A 13,984-nucleotide genomic window follows, 5' to 3' on the forward strand; every position below is an offset into this window, starting at 1 on the left:
GAGGTGGGGCTGTCCGAACCGATTTCAAGACCATCACGATGTCGTTCAGGCTTGCACGGTCGGGCCCAGGGCCAACAGCTGATCGTATGGCGGCGCTGCAAGCCACGATCGCAACTGATCAAGGTGTTCGCTGCTCGCCAGGCCGATAAACAACTGTCGAGGGCGTTGGCGTAACAGTCGATTCAATGTTACACGCAAAACGAGATTGCTGTCGCAGCACAGGCAACCGGGGGCGATCCGCACCACCTGCAGGCCGGGGCCGGATTCCAGGGGCGTGGCGGCCACGCCGAGTCCTTCGAGGATAACGGCGCTCAGGTCTTGTGCGGGAACGGACGCCCCCTCCCCGGCCGCAGGCGCGCCGGAGACGGAAGCGGGAGTGGCAACGACAGCAGGTATCGAAGGCGCGGCCAGCAGCGCCGCGATCGCCTGTTCGCGTGCGGCGGCGCTGGGCCCGGTGACGAGAACGGTGGCCGTGCGGGCCATCAGCCCCCTTTCTTGGAGAGCTTGCCCGGTTCGACGCCCAGCTGCTTGAGCTTGCGGTACAGGTGGGTGCGCTCGAGGCCGGTCTTCTCGGCCACGCGCGTCATGCTGCCGCCTTCGCGGCCCAGGTGGTGTTCGAAGTACATGCGCTCGAAGGCGTCGCGCGCTTCGCGCAGCGGCAGGTCGAAGGACAGCGTATAGCCAGTGCCCTCGCCTTGCGATACCGCATGCACCATGCGCGAGCCATTGGTCACGCCGAGGCCCAGGCCGGCGCCAGGCTGCGCACTCGGCGGCGCGAACATCGGTGCGCCGGGTTGCGAGATGGCGGCGATGCCCGCATCGCTTGCGGCCGGCGGCGCGCTCGGCGCGATCGGCCGCGGCGGCGCCATCGGCGCGCGCGCCACCTCTTGTGCGCGGGTCAGGCCCTGCTGGACCGCCTTGAGCAGCTTTTGCAGGGCGATCGGCTTTTCAAGGAAATTCAGGGCCCCGATGCGGGTCGCCTCGACCGCGGTGTCGATGGTCGCATGGCCCGACATCATGATGACCGGCATCGTCAACAGGCCGTCGCGCTGCCATTCCTTGAGCAGGGTCACACCGTCGGTGTCCGGCATCCAGATATCGAGCAGCACCAGGTCTGGCGTCGCGGCCGCGCGCGCCTCGCGCGCCTGCTGCGCGTTCTCGGCCAGGGTGATGGCATGGCCTTCGTCGCCGAGAATCTCCGACAGGAGTTCGCGGATGCCCATTTCATCGTCAACTACGAGTATGTTCGCCATCGTTTTCTACCTTCCTGATCTTCTACCCGTCATGTGTGCAATTTTATAAGTTTTTTTGCACTTAAGCCAAGTTTGATGATGGGACTGGATGTCAGGCCAACTTTAACAGCAAAATCGACACCGCCGCGCCTGATCCATCCGGGCGGTTGCCGACGTCGATCCGGCCGCCGTGTTCGTCCACGATTTTCTTCACCATCGGAAGGCCGAGGCCGGTGCCGCGGGCCTTGGTGGTCACATACGGTTCGAAGGCGCGCGCCAGGATGCGCGGCGCGAAGCCGGGGCCGTTGTCGACGATGGCCAGGCGCACCGCGGTCCCGGCCAGGCCATCGGCGCCGGTGTAGTGGATCGCCTCGGTGCTCACGTCGACCCGCGGCGGCGGCGCATCCGGACCGCGGTCGACCAGCGCATCCTGGGCGTTCTGCACCAGGTTGTGGATCACCTGGCGCAGCTGGGTGGCGTCGCCCATCACGCGCGGCAGGTTCGGCGCCAGGCTGGCGTGGATGATGTCGTGGCCGTCCTCGGCCAGGTAGAGATTCAGGATTTCGCCGATCAGGGCGTTCAGGTCGAGCTGGTCGAGCAGCGCCGGCGGCGTGCGCGCGTAGTCGCGGAAGTCGTCGACCATGCGCTTCATGGCGTCGACCTGGTTGACGATGGTGGTGGTGCCGCGCTTGAGCAGCTCGGCCTCTTTCGGCGGCAGGCTGTCCTCGAGCTTCATCTGCATGCGCTCGGCCGCCAGCTGGATCGGCGTGAGCGGGTTCTTGATCTCGTGCGCCAGGCGTCGCGCCACTTCACCCCAGGCCACCGAGCGCTGGGCCGTGATCACGTCCGAGATATCGTCGAACACCACGATGAAGCCGCTGTCGGCGCCGACCGGCAGGCGCGAGCCGCGCGCCAGCAGCACCAGGTCGTGTTCGTGCTCGTCGGCGCCCGGCTTGCGGTGCACGTCGCGCGGGATCTCGATCTGCTGCTGCCAGTGGGCGCGCTTGCGGCGTTCGGCGGCCGAGTGCGCGCTCTGGGCCGAGAAGGCGCGCGTGATGCAGTTCGAGAAGTGCTCCAGGCCCGCGATCTTCGCCAGCGGCCCGGCCATCGCGCCCGGCTCGACCTGCAGGATGCGGTAGGCGGCGTCGTTGGAATTGACCACCACGCCCTCGGCGTCGAGCACGATCACCCCGGCCGACATGTTCGCCAGCACCGACTCCAGGTGGGCCTTTGCGCTTTGCAGCGCGGCGCGGTTGCGCTCGACCGCGCTCCGGGCCTCGAACAGCTGGCCGGTCATGGCATTGAACGATTGGGTCAGCGTGCCCAGTTCGTCCCTGGTCTCGACGATCGGCCGCGGCGACAGGTCGCCCTCGGCCACCGCCTGCGTGCCTTCGGCCAGCACCAGCAGCGGCTGCGCCAGGTTGCTGGCGATCAGGAAGGCGCTGCCGACCGCGCCGAAGATCGCCAGCAGCAGGGTCAGGGTCAGCATCCCGATATACATCTTGCGCAGGCCGGTGCGCGCCTCGAGGCGCAGCCGGTATTCGCTGTAGGCCGAGCGCAGCACCTCGGCATTCGAGGCCAGGTTGACCGGCACCGATTGCAGCAGTTGCAGGTAGCGCTGCGGCGCGCCGGGCGGCTCGGGCACGGCCAGCACCACGCGCAGGCGCAGGCCGGTGACGGCGTCGAGCGCGCTCGAGACGCCATCCACCGCATCCTCGCCCAGGTCGCGGTCGACGCCACCTTCGGCCAGCGCATACCCGCCCGGCATGGCGGCGCTGCGCAGCATGCGTTCGTTGGGGGCGTCGGCCGCGAGGTTGGCGCCGCGGTCTTCGAGGGCCGCGGCCAGTACCGCCCCCTTCTCGTCGACCAGCATCGCGCTTTGCAGGCCGCTGGTATCGGCCAGCAGGCGCGCCAGCACCGGCTGCGCGCTCATGTCGCCCTGCCCGGCCAGGGTTGCGGCGGCGGTTTGCGCGGTGGCGCCCAGTTCAGCCAGCGATTCGTCGAGCGCCGCGCGGCCCAGGTTCAGGCCCGACTCGATGGCCGACTCGATCTTGACGTCGAACCAGGAATCGATCGAATGGGAGACGAAATTGACCGACACCATGAAGATGACGACACCCGGCAGGATGCCGATGCCGGCGAACAGCAGCACCAGCCTGGCCATCAGGCGCGAGCCGAACTTGCCGGCCTTGTGTCGCGAATACAGGCGGCCCAGCGCGACCGCGACGAAGGCCAGCAGCACGAAGGCGACGGCGCCGATCAGGCCGATCAGCCAGCCGTAGTAGCGGCCGAGGAATTCGGAATTGGCCGAGGCCGATGCGAGCAGGAACAGCAGGATGCACACCACCGCGCAGCCCACGATGAGGGCGTAGCGCAAGACCTGGTTGACCGGTCTACTCTGCACGATAGGTAAAGGTCTTCCGGCTGGAGGTCAGGCGCCAGTCGGAATCGTTGAAGGCGTTGACCTGCAGCGGTTTCTGCAGGTATTCGCGGTCCATGTACATGCGCAGCGAGACTTCATAGACCTCGCCCGGCTTGAGCTTGCCCTTGGGGGCGATCAGCCAGCGCGTCGGCCGGCGCACCATGAACATCGCGTCCTCGAAGGTCTGGAAGCGTTCCTGGAACGCGCCGACCACCATCACGTAATACTGGCGCGTCAGCACGTCGTAGGAGATGCGGATGGTGCGCTTGGCGGACACGGCGCGCTCGTCGCGCCACCACCAGCGGGGTCGCACCAGCTCGATCTCGGTGGTGAAATGCAGTTGCACGCCGTGCTGGAGCGCGTCCCGCAGGCCGCTGTTGAGCTCGAAATCGTAGACCGTGTTGAGCCGGTAGCCGTCGTCGCTGGATTCGATCGCGGCCCGGCTGATCTCGATGCCATCGGCCGCCCAGGCCTGTGCGGACGCAGCGACGCACGCAAGCGCCAGCATCAGCTGGCAGGCGAGGAGGCGTAAAAATCGTAACGTCACGGGTGAGCCGGGGCCTTAAAAAATGCGCGTAGTAGTAAAAACTTACGCCGCTTTCTTCTGGAACAGGGCGTAGAACAAACCGTCATGATCCTGTCCGGCGCCGCCCAGCGGCAGGAGTTGGCCTGGCGCGTCGAGGCGGACCGCGTCATGGCGAGCCGCGAAAGCGGCTGCCTGCGCCTCCGATTCCTGGGGCCAGAGCGAACATGTCACGAACAGCAATTTACCATCGGGCAGCAACATCTGCCAAAGATTGTCGAGTATTTTGGAAGAAAGTGTTGCAAGTTGGGATGTATCCGACTTGCGGCGCAGCCAGCGGATATCCGGGTGGCGGCGCACGATGCCCGAGGCGGTGCACGGCACGTCGGCCAGGATACGGTCGTATTGACGGCCATCCCACCAGTCGCGGCTGCCCGCGTCGGCGGCCAGCAGGGTCGCATCCAGGCCCAGGCGGCCCAGGTTGTCGCCCACCCGCGCCAGGCGCGCCGGATCGGCGTCGACCGAAGTCAGCTGCACGTCGGCCGTCTCGAGGATGTGGCCGCTCTTGCCGCCGGGGGCGGCGCAGGCGTCCAGCACGCGCATGCCGTCGCGCAGGTCGAGCAGCGGCGCGGCCAGCTGGGCGCCGGCATCCTGGACCGACACCACGCCTTCGGCAAAGCCCGGGATCTGGGCCACGTTGATGGCCTGCGCCAGGCGCACCGCGCCCGGGCCCACCTGCTCGGCCTGCAGGCCGGCGTCACTCAGGGTTTGCAAGTAAGCGCCAACATCGCTCTTGCGCGCGTTGACGCGCAGGGTCAGCGGCGGATGCACGTTGCCGGCCGCGAGCACCGCTTCCCAGTCGCGCGGATAGGCCGCGCGCATGGTGTCGATCCACCATTGCGGATAGTTGAAACGCGCCAGCGGCTCGCGCAGGGCCTCTTCGACCAGCCCGGCGCGCTCGCGCAGGAAGCGCCGCAGCACGGCATTGACCATGGCCTTGGCATGGGCGAAATCGGGGTGGGCCGCAGCCGCGCTGACGGCCTGGTCGACCACGGTGAAGGCCTCGTAAGGGGCCGGCTGGCCCTCGGGCGTGTCGAGCAGGCTCAGGGCGGCCGCCAGCAGGCCGGCCAGCATCGGCGGCTCGGGCGCCTTGCTGGTCATGAGGCCCAGCAGGGTCTCGCTGCGGCCCAGCTGGCGCATGGTGCGGTAGGCGATGTCCTGGATCGCGCCGCGCGCCTGGGGCGTGGCGTCATAGGCGGCGAAGACGCCGGCCAGGGCCTGCGGCAGCGCGCTGCCGGCGCGCACGCGCGCCACCGCGTTGGCGGCGCCCAGCAGCGCCAGCGCCAGCGAGTCGGATTTCAGGTCGGGACGGAAGTCGCGCTGGGGGGCGACCTTCACTTCGTGGCTCTGCCGCAGGCGCGGGGCCGCGGTATCTTCACGCGCTTCACGCTGAGCGCGCGCCTGGTGGCCGGGGAAATCGCCGCCCTGCACCCGCGGCGGCTTGCCGACCGGGCGCTGGTCGGGGTTGCCGGGACGCGGCTGGCCGGTGGCGCCCGGACCCGGCTTGCCATGACCGCCCTGCCCCCGCGCCGGGCCGGCCGCGGCCGGATTGCGGCCGACCTTGCCCGTGGCGCGGCGGTCGGCCGCGGGCCCGGTCTTGGGTTTCAGGGAGAGCGTTGGACGCTTGTCAGTCATGGCGAATAAAATGTTGCGAAAATGGGCTCCCATTGTAACGGTTATGCCTTTGGCGACGCTTAATATGGTTGTCGGACCGCCAAGGACGAACGCCGCAGGCCGCCAAAGCGTGGCATCAAACTAGTATAATGACGGCTGTTTGCCTGTTCAGCAGGCACCGTCTATTGCACCTACCATTTTCGACCATTCCCATGCTCGCCCAACAAAAACAACAAATCGTTGCCCTGTTCCAGGCAGCCCTCGCCCCGATCGTCGCCGACAGCGGCCTCACCCCCAATGTGGTGCTGGAACGTCCGCGCGATCCTTCGCACGGCGACATCGCCTGCAATATCGCCATGCAGCTGGCCAAGCCGCTCAAGACCAATCCGCGCGAACTGGCTACCCGCCTGGTCGCCGCGCTGCAGGCAGAACCCGGCGCGCAAGGCTTGATCGAATCGCTGGACATCGCTGGCCCCGGCTTCATCAACCTGCGCGTGGCCGCCGCCGCCAAGCAGTCGGTGGTGCGCAGCGTGCTGGAGCAAGGCGAGGCCTTCGGCCGCGCCGGCGCCGCCAGCGGCCACCACGCGATCATCGAATTCGTCTCGGCCAACCCGACCGGCCCGCTGCACGTCGGCCACGGCCGCCAGGCTGCGCTGGGCGATGCACTGTCGTCGCTGTTCGAATCGCAGGGCATCGAAGTCACCCGCGAGTTCTACTACAACGACGCCGGCGTCCAGATCGCCACCCTCGCCACCTCGGTGCAGGCGCGCGCGCGCGGCTTCAAGCCGGGCGACGCCGAATGGCCCGAGTCAGCCTATAACGGCGACTACATCGCCGACATCGCGGCCGACTTCCTGGCGCAAAAGACCGTGTCGGCCAGCGATGGCGCACCGGCCACCGCCAGCGGCGACGTGGAAGACATCGAATCGATCCGCCGCTTCGCCGTGACCTACCTGCGCAACGAGCAGGACCAGGATCTTCAAGCGTTCGGGGTCAAGTTCGACAATTACTACCTGGAGTCGTCGCTGTACGCCGACGGCAAGGTGGAAAGCGCGGTGCAGGCCCTGGTCGACGCCGGCAAGACGTATGAAGACGGCGGCGCCCTGTGGCTCAAGACCACCGACTACGGCGACGACAAGGACCGCGTGATGCGCAAGTCCGACGGCACCTACACCTATTTCGTGCCCGACGTCGCCTACCATATGCAGAAATTCCGCCGCGGCTTCGACCAGGCGATCAATATCCAGGGCAGCGACCACCACGGCACCATCGCGCGCGTGCGCGCCGGCCTGCAGGCGGTGAACATCGGCATCCCGCAGGGCTACCCGGACTACGTGCTGCACAAGATGGTCACCGTGATGAAGAACGGCGAAGAGGTCAAGATCTCCAAGCGCGCCGGTTCCTACGTCACCGTGCGCGACCTGATCGAATGGTCGGGCAATGGCGACGTCACGCGCGGCCGCGACGCCGTGCGTTTCTTCCTGATCTCGCGCAAGGCCGACACCGAGTTCGTGTTCGACGTTGACGTCGCCCTCGCGACCAATGACGAAAACCCGGTCTACTACGTGCAGTACGCCCACGCGCGCATCTGCTCGGCGCTGGCCAACTGGGGCGGCGACGTCGCCACCCTGGCCACGGTGGACCTGTCGCCGCTGACCGAGCCGCACGAGTCGCAGCTGCTGGCCAAGCTGGCGGCCTACCCGGAGATGCTGCAGCGCGCCCAGGCCGAACTCGGCCCGCACCAGGTCGCGTTCTACCTGCGCGAACTGGCCGGCGAACTGCACAGCTATTATTTCGCGCACAAGTGGCTGCTCGACGACGACGAAGCGCTCAAGCTGGCCCGCCTGGCGCTGGCCGCCGCCACCCGCCAGGTGCTGCGCAACGGCCTGGCCCTGATCGGCGTCTCGGCGCCGGACAAGATGTAAGCAACCGCCAACCTACAGAAAGCGTCATGACCGTCATCCGTTCCTTTTCCCCGTTGCGCCAACGCGGCAGCACCCTGACCGGCATCATCATCGGCCTGATCATCGGGCTGGGCATCGCGGTGGCGGTCGCGCTCGTGATCACCAAGGGCGCCTCGCCGTTCACCGATCGTTCCAACAAGATGGGCCGCCCGGCCGACCTCGAGCCGAGCCAGGCGTCCGATCCCAACAAGCCGATGTACGGCAACCGGGCCCCGGTGCCGCAGGCGCCGCCGGCCCAGCCGAGCGCACCGGCGGCCACGCCCACGCCCACGCCTTCTTCCCAGCAGCAGCCCGATGCCGACCCGCTGGGCGCCGCCATCGCCGGCATGCAGGAACCGCGCCCGAGCGCGCCGCCACCGCCGCCAGCCCCGGTCAACACGGCCGCCCCCGCCCCTGGCGCGGCGGCCGTGACCGACGGTTATATCTATTACCTGCAGGCCGGCGCCTTCCGCGAGATGTCGGACGCCGAAAACACCCGCGCCAAGCTGGCCCTGCTCGGCTTCGAGGCCGCGATCACCGACCGCAGCACCGACAGCGGCGTGCTGCACCGCGTGCGGGTCGGCCCCTACACGCAGGTCGAAGCCGTCAACAAGGCGCGCGCCAAGCTGCTCGACAGCGGCATCGACGTCGCCATCGTGCGCAACCAGCGCTGACCGCGGCATGACGCGGCGGCCGGAGCGCGTCTTCATCACCGGCGCCTCGAGCGGCATCGGCGCCGCCCTGGCGCGCGAGTACGCCGCGCGCGGCGCCACCCTCGGCCTGCTGGCGCGAAGGCAGGACCACCTGGTGGCGCTGGCCGCCTCGTTGCCCAATCCCGAACGCCATCACATTTATTCGGTCGACGTGCTCGATCGCGAAGCGTTGACGGCCGCCGCGCATGACTTCGTCGCTCATGGCGGCGCCGACATCGTCATCGCCAGCGCCGGCATCTCGCACGGCACGCTCACCGACCGCGCGGCCGACCTGGCCGTGTTCGACGCCGTGTTCGCGACCAACGTCAACGCCACGGTCGCTACCTTCGCGCCCTTCATCGGCGCCATGCGGCAGCAGGCGACGCCCTGCCGCCTGGTGGGCATCGGCAGCGTGGCGGGCATCCGCGGCATGCGCGGCGCCGGCGCCTATTGCGCCAGCAAGGCCGCGGTCCACAGCTATTGCGAGGCGCTGCGGCTCGAACTGCGCGGCTCGAACATCCGGGTGGTAACCATCGCCCCCGGTTATATCGCCACCCCCATGACCAGCAAAAACCGTTTTCCCATGCCCTTCCTGATGCCCGCCGAGCGCTTCGCGGCGCACGCCGTCGCCGCCATCGCGCGCGGCGACAGCTACCGCGTGCTGCCGTGGCAGATGGGCGTCGTGGCCAGGCTGCTGCGCCTGCTGCCGAACTTCGTGTTCGACCGCCTGTTCGCGCGCGCGCCGACCAAGCAGCGCCAGGGGGAAGCATGAAGGCCGACGCCATCCGCGCCCTGTCGACCGCCGGGGTGGCGGTGGAAGTGGTGGCGCAGACCGGTTCCACCAATGCCGACCTGCTGGCGCGCGCCGCTTCGCTGGACTCGCCGCTGCTGCTGGTGGCCGAACACCAGACCGCCGGGCGCGGGCGCGCCGGCCGCAGCTGGCTGTCGTCGCCCGAGGGCTCGCTGACCTTTTCGCTGGCCTGGAAATTCGATGGCGGCCCGCAGCTTCTGACCGGCCTGCCGCTGGCGATCGGCGTGGCGCTGGCCGAGGCGCTCGGCGCGCTGGGCCAGCCGGTGCAATTGAAATGGCCGAACGACCTGCTCAAGGATGGCGACAAGCTGGCCGGCATCCTGGTCGAGACCCAGGCGGCGCCCGGCGGCGGCACCTGGACCGTGATCGGCATCGGCCTGAACCTCCTGATGCCGGACGAGATGGAAACGCGGCTGGGCCGCAGCGCCGCCGGCCTGCCCTGGCTGGCGCGCATGGAACGCGACGCCCTGATGGCGGCCCTGCTCGACGGCCTGGCCGCGGCCTTGCGCGAATTCGCCGCACGCGGCTTCGCGGCCTTCGCCGCGCGCTGGAACCTGCGCCACGCCTGGCAGGGCGAGACCGTGGTCTTGCTGGACAACGGCGTCGTGCGCCACGAGGGCCGAGCGGCCGGCGTCGACGACAGCGGCCGCCTGCTGCTCGACACCATGGAAGGACGCATCGCCATCATGGCCGGCGATGTGTCGCTGCGGGTGAAGGCATGATGCTGCTGGTCGATGCCGGCAATACCCGCGTCAAGTGGGCGCTGGTCGATGCCAACTGCGGCCCCGGCGCCTGGCGCGCGCATGGCGCCGTCCCGCACGCGCAGCTGGACACGCTGGCGGCCGCGTGGACGGCCGGCGGCGCCACCCGCGCGCTGGTGTCGAACGTGGCCGGCCCGCAGCTGGCCGAACGGATCGCGGCCGTGCTGCCTGCAGGGATCGCGGTCGAATGGTTCGCCTCGACTTCGGTGCGCGCCGGCCTGCGCAACGGCTACCGCGAGCCGGGCCGCCTGGGCTGCGACCGCTTCGCCGCCGCCATCGGCGCGCGCGCGCTGGCGCCCGGCCAGGACCTGGTCGTCGCGACCTGCGGCACCGCGACCACGGTCGACGCGGTGAGCGCCGAAGGCGTCTTCATCGGCGGCATGATCCTGCCCGGCCTGGCCCTGATGGCGTCCAGCCTGGCCCGCAACACGGCCCAGTTGCCGCAGGTCGCCCCTGGCGTCCTGCCGGCGCTGTTCGGCGACAATACGATTGACGCGATCCTGTCCGGCCTGCTGTCGGCCCAGGCCGGCGCCATCGAACGCGCCGTGGCCGGGCACCGCGCGACGGCCTGCATCGTCTCGGGCGGCGCCGCGCCGCATATCGCGCCGGCGCTGACAATCGCGCACACGGTGGTCGACGATATCGTGCTGGTCGGGCTGCAGGCAGTTGCCGCGTGGACCGAGGAGGAAACCGGATGTTGAAATTCGTCTTCTGGGCGCTGCTGGCCGCGAACGCGGCGCTGCTGGCCTATGGCCAGGGCCTGCTGGGCCATGCCGGCGCCGGCGAGCGCGAGCCGGGCCGGCTGAAGAACCAGCTGGCGCCGGAACGCCTGACGCAGCTGACGGCGGTCCAGGCCAAGCAGGCGCTGGATGCGGCCGAGGCGCAGGCAGCCGAAGCGCCCGACGCCGAATCCGGGACCGCGCGGCCGCCGGCCAACGCGGCCGCGCCGGTGGCGAGCGCGCCGGAGCTGGTCGCCTGCGTCCAGGCCGGGCCCTTCAGCGTGTCCGATGCGCGCCGCTTCGAAGCGCGCGTCGCCAGCCTGGGCCTGGGCGCGCGCCAGGCGCGGGTCGAGGTGCCGTTCCAGGAAGTGAGCAGCCGGCTGGTCTACCTGCCCCCCAGCGGCGGCCGCGAAGGCGCCCAGCGCCGCGCCGCCGAGCTCAAGGAGCGCGGTGTCGAGAATTTTTACATCATGCAGGGCGACTCGCCGCTGCGCTGGGCCATCTCGCTGGGCGTGTTCAAGACCGATAGCGCGGCCCGCAAACTGGTCGCGCAACTGCAGCGCCAGGGCGTGCGCGGCGTGCAGGTCTTGCCGCGCGGGCCACAAGTGCAGCGCCCTGTCTATCAATACCGCGCGATCGAGCCGGCGCTGCGCACGCGACTGGCGGGGATTGCCGAGGACTATCCGGACGCCGGCTTGCGCACGTGTGAATAACGGCAGATTATTACCGCTGCACTGTTCGCTGCCATCGCCGCCATCTCGGCCTCGGCCTCGGCCGCCGTACTCAGGCTGACCAGCGCCCAGCTACTGCTCGACTACACGATCAACGAAACGCCGGTCGAAGATCCAGCCGAAGTGCCTGAACCGTCGAGCGTCCTGCTGGCCGGCGCCGGCCTGGCCGCCATCGCCTTCGCCCGTCGCCGCCGTGGCGCCGCTGCGGCGCAAGCGGTTTCCTTCGCATACACGGATGGCCGGTTCGCCGGCCATTTTTCATGGCGCCGTCAAGGTCCGGCCTGGCGCATGGCCGCCGGATCAGCGCCGGACCACGATCGGCTTGAAGCCGAGGCTTGCCGGCAGCGCGCGCATGGCCTCGGCCGCCTCGGCGCGGCTCGCGTACGGGCCGCCGTACAGGCGATTCAGCGTCCCTACCTTCACCACTTCGAGCGCGCCCAGTTCGACGCCGGCATTGGCGATCTTCTCGCTCATCGCTTCGGCGGTGCCGGCGCGGCCATAGGCGCCGAGCTGGATGAAATAGCGGCCGGCGGCCGCCGCCGGCGCGGACGATGCGGGTGCGGATGCGGATGCGGGTTCGGCCTGGCTGACCAGCGCCGCGCTGTCGGAGTGGATCCGGTCCTCGAGCATCAGCGCCTCGATCTCGGGCGGCGCCGATTGCGCGATCGAGGTGACTTCGCGGCGCGCGGCCGCGATCCGGGCCGGCGGGACGATCGGGTCGCCCGGGAACAGGCGCTCGATTTCCACTTCGTGGCTGCCCTTGCCCAGCAGGCCGAGCTTGAGCGCTGCGGTGTACGAGACGTCGATGATGCGGCTGGAGTGGAACGGGCCGCGGTCGTTGATGCGCACCACCACCGAATTGCCGGTGTCGAGGCTCGTGACGCGCACATAGGAAGGGATCGGCAGGGTCGGATGCGCGGCCGTCATCTTGTACATATCGTACAGTTCGCCCGACGCGGTGCGCTGGCCATGAAACTTGACGCCATACCAGGTGCTGACGCCGCGCGCGGAATACGGCGCATCGTCGTCCAGCGGCGTGTAGGTCTTGCCCAGCACCGTGTACGGGCGGCTGGTCCATTTGTTGAACGGCTCGGCCTTGACCACGGCGTCGGGCACGTCGAGCAGGCCGTCGGGGATGTTGTCGCCCGGGCCATCGTCCTTGTAGTAGCCGCCGCGGCCCGACTTGGCGGCCGGCAGCTGGGGCGCCTTGCCGTGCTTGGCGGTCGGCTTGTGGGGCCAGGGGACGGGATTGAGCTTCTTGTGCTCTCCCGTGCTGCTGCAGGCCGATACGAAAATGGCAACCGGTATGACCGCCAGGAAGCTTGTACGAACGCCCATTGGCCGTCCTCCATGGTATTAGGTCTGCACTAGTTTACGATGTCTTTGAATACTCATCAATATGCCGGCGCCAAGTCCGAGCGTGATAAAGGCCGTGCCACCATAGCTCATGAAGGGCAGCGGCACACCCACCACCGGCAAGATCCCGGCCACCATGCCCATGTTGACGAAGGCATAGGTGAAGAAAATCATCGCGATCGAGCCGGCCAGCAGCCGCCCGAAGGCGTTCGGCGCATTGGCCGCGATCATCAGGCCGCGCCCGATCAGCAGCAGGTAGACGAATAGCAGGAACAGGTTGCCGACCAGGCCGAATTCCTCCGAATACACCGAGAACACGAAGTCGGTGGTGCGTTCCGGGACGAATTCGAGATAGCCCTGGGTGCCCTGCATATAGCCCTTGCCGGTCACGCCGCCGGAACCGATGGCGATGATCGACTGGATGATGTGGAAGCCCTTGCCCAGCGGGTCCGAGGTCGGATCGATCAGCGTCATCACCCGCTGGCGCTGGTAGTCGTGCATCATCGACCAGCCGATCGGCAGGAAGGCCAGCACCGACACCGTCACCGCGGCGATCGCCTTCCACGACACGCCGGCCAGGAAGATCACGTACAGGCCCGAGGATGCGACCAGCAGCGAGGTGCCGAGGTCGGGCTGCTCCATGATCAGGGCCACCGGGATGAACAGGATCACGGCCGCGATGATGTAATGCTTCCACTCCGCGACCTGGGCCCGGGTCTGGAAATACCAGGCCAGCATCAGCGGCAGGCCGATCTTCATGATCTCGGACGGCTGGATGTCGATCACCCCGATGTGCAGCCAGCGCCGCGCGCCCTTCTTGATCAGGCCGAACAGCGCCACCGCGATCAGCAGGCTGACGCCGATCGTGTAGATCGGCACCGCCAGGCGCATCAGGGTCTGGGGCGCGATGTTCGCGGCGATCCACATGACGGCGAACGACAGCAGGAAGTTGCGGATCTGGTGCTCGACCCGGTCCGGGAAGTCGGCGCCGGCCGACATCATGGTGACCATGCTGATCGTCACCAGCATGCCCAGGATCAGGGTCAGCGGCAGGTCGAACACCGTGAAATAGGGGCGCAGGCGGCGCCGCAGCGAGCGTCGTTCTGGAATATGGGCCATG

At 68.7% G+C, this 13,984-nt stretch carries 13 protein-coding genes; 6 read left to right on the forward strand and 7 right to left on the reverse strand.

The features are described 5' to 3' along the window. Window positions 1-45: 45 nt before the first annotated feature. From Q9246_RS16785 to rsmB, 5 genes are all read right to left on the reverse strand, one after another. Window positions 46-483 (reverse strand): P-loop NTPase family protein, encoded by a 438-nt coding sequence (locus Q9246_RS16785; RefSeq protein WP_306391790.1) that lies wholly within the window; start codon window positions 481-483, stop codon window positions 46-48. Further along, complete coding sequence (locus tag Q9246_RS16790; protein ID WP_306391791.1) at window positions 483-1,253, reverse strand: response regulator; 771 nt, start codon at window positions 1,251-1,253, stop codon at window positions 483-485. Before Q9246_RS16790 ends, Q9246_RS16785 begins: the two co-directional genes overlap by 1 nt. Window positions 1,254-1,344: 91 nt before the next feature. Then, window positions 1,345-3,636, reverse strand: a complete 2,292-nt coding sequence (locus Q9246_RS16795; RefSeq protein ID WP_306391792.1) for a sensor histidine kinase — start codon at window positions 3,634-3,636, stop codon at window positions 1,345-1,347. Beyond that, window positions 3,626-4,162 (reverse strand): DUF4390 domain-containing protein, encoded by a 537-nt coding sequence (locus Q9246_RS16800; protein ID WP_306391793.1) that lies wholly within the window; start codon window positions 4,160-4,162, stop codon window positions 3,626-3,628. Before Q9246_RS16800 ends, Q9246_RS16795 begins: the two co-directional genes overlap by 11 nt. A gap of 81 nt (window positions 4,163-4,243) precedes the next feature. After that, on the reverse strand, window positions 4,244-5,872 hold the full coding sequence (gene rsmB / locus Q9246_RS16805; protein ID WP_306391795.1) for a 16S rRNA (cytosine(967)-C(5))-methyltransferase RsmB: 1,629 nt from the start codon (window positions 5,870-5,872) through the stop codon (window positions 4,244-4,246). Between the two features lie 191 nt (window positions 5,873-6,063). Here rsmB and argS point away from each other — a divergent pair, with 191 nt between their 5' ends. From argS to Q9246_RS16835, 6 genes are read left to right on the forward strand one after another with little or no spacing between them, the layout of a single operon-like run. Continuing rightward, window positions 6,064-7,776, forward strand: coding sequence for an arginine--tRNA ligase (gene argS, locus Q9246_RS16810; RefSeq protein WP_306391796.1), 1,713 nt, complete (start codon window positions 6,064-6,066; stop codon window positions 7,774-7,776). Between the two features lie 26 nt (window positions 7,777-7,802). Beyond that, complete coding sequence (locus tag Q9246_RS16815; protein WP_306391797.1) at window positions 7,803-8,468, forward strand: SPOR domain-containing protein; 666 nt, start codon at window positions 7,803-7,805, stop codon at window positions 8,466-8,468. 7 nt (window positions 8,469-8,475) lie between these two features. Beyond that, window positions 8,476-9,258, forward strand: coding sequence for an SDR family oxidoreductase (locus Q9246_RS16820; protein ID WP_306391798.1), 783 nt, complete (start codon window positions 8,476-8,478; stop codon window positions 9,256-9,258). Continuing rightward, window positions 9,255-10,019: a biotin--[acetyl-CoA-carboxylase] ligase gene (locus Q9246_RS16825; protein WP_306391799.1), complete on the forward strand. Its 765-nt coding sequence runs from the start codon at window positions 9,255-9,257 to the stop codon at window positions 10,017-10,019. The genes Q9246_RS16820 and Q9246_RS16825 overlap by 4 nt, the downstream gene beginning before the upstream one ends. After that, window positions 10,016-10,759 (forward strand): type III pantothenate kinase, encoded by a 744-nt coding sequence (locus tag Q9246_RS16830; protein WP_306391800.1) that lies wholly within the window; start codon window positions 10,016-10,018, stop codon window positions 10,757-10,759. The genes Q9246_RS16825 and Q9246_RS16830 overlap by 4 nt, the downstream gene beginning before the upstream one ends. Continuing rightward, window positions 10,753-11,490, forward strand: a complete 738-nt coding sequence (locus tag Q9246_RS16835) for an SPOR domain-containing protein (protein ID WP_306391801.1) — start codon at window positions 10,753-10,755, stop codon at window positions 11,488-11,490. The genes Q9246_RS16830 and Q9246_RS16835 overlap by 7 nt, the downstream gene beginning before the upstream one ends. A gap of 318 nt (window positions 11,491-11,808) precedes the next feature. Here Q9246_RS16835 and Q9246_RS16845 read toward each other — a convergent pair whose 3' ends face one another. After that, the gene (locus tag Q9246_RS16845; RefSeq protein ID WP_306391803.1) at window positions 11,809-12,846 is read right to left on the reverse strand and encodes a septal ring lytic transglycosylase RlpA family protein; all 1,038 of its coding nucleotides are present in this window, start codon (window positions 12,844-12,846) and stop codon (window positions 11,809-11,811) included. Between the two features lie 18 nt (window positions 12,847-12,864). Then, window positions 12,865-13,983: a rod shape-determining protein RodA gene (gene rodA / locus Q9246_RS16850; RefSeq protein ID WP_306391804.1), complete on the reverse strand. Its 1,119-nt coding sequence runs from the start codon at window positions 13,981-13,983 to the stop codon at window positions 12,865-12,867. Between the last annotated feature and the right edge of the window lies 1 nt (window position 13,984).

The organism is Telluria beijingensis, assembly GCF_030770395.1.
GTDB classification, from domain to species: Bacteria; Pseudomonadota; Gammaproteobacteria; order Burkholderiales; family Burkholderiaceae_D; genus Telluria; species Telluria beijingensis.

Bases quoted from the DNA above. Each gene is read 5' to 3' on its own strand.
- Q9246_RS16785 (WP_306391790.1), bottom strand. From the start codon at position 483: ATGGCCCGCACGGCCACCGTTCTCGTCACCGGGCCCAGCGCCGCCGCA.
- Q9246_RS16790 (WP_306391791.1), bottom strand. From the start codon at position 1,253: ATGGCGAACATACTCGTAGTTGACGATGAAATGGGCATCCGCGAACTC.
- Q9246_RS16800 (WP_306391793.1), bottom strand. From the start codon at position 4,162: ATGCTGGCGCTTGCGTGCGTCGCTGCGTCCGCACAGGCCTGGGCGGCC.
- rsmB (WP_306391795.1), bottom strand. From the start codon at position 5,872: ATGACTGACAAGCGTCCAACGCTCTCCCTGAAACCCAAGACCGGGCCC.
- argS (WP_306391796.1), top strand. From the start codon at position 6,064: ATGCTCGCCCAACAAAAACAACAAATCGTTGCCCTGTTCCAGGCAGCC.
- Q9246_RS16815 (WP_306391797.1), top strand. From the start codon at position 7,803: ATGACCGTCATCCGTTCCTTTTCCCCGTTGCGCCAACGCGGCAGCACC.
- Q9246_RS16820 (WP_306391798.1), top strand. From the start codon at position 8,476: ATGACGCGGCGGCCGGAGCGCGTCTTCATCACCGGCGCCTCGAGCGGC.
- Q9246_RS16825 (WP_306391799.1), top strand. From the start codon at position 9,255: ATGAAGGCCGACGCCATCCGCGCCCTGTCGACCGCCGGGGTGGCGGTG.
- Q9246_RS16830 (WP_306391800.1), top strand. From the start codon at position 10,016: ATGATGCTGCTGGTCGATGCCGGCAATACCCGCGTCAAGTGGGCGCTG.
- Q9246_RS16835 (WP_306391801.1), top strand. From the start codon at position 10,753: ATGTTGAAATTCGTCTTCTGGGCGCTGCTGGCCGCGAACGCGGCGCTG.
- Q9246_RS16845 (WP_306391803.1), bottom strand. From the start codon at position 12,846: ATGGGCGTTCGTACAAGCTTCCTGGCGGTCATACCGGTTGCCATTTTC.
- rodA (WP_306391804.1), bottom strand. From the start codon at position 13,983: ATGGCCCATATTCCAGAACGACGCTCGCTGCGGCGCCGCCTGCGCCCC.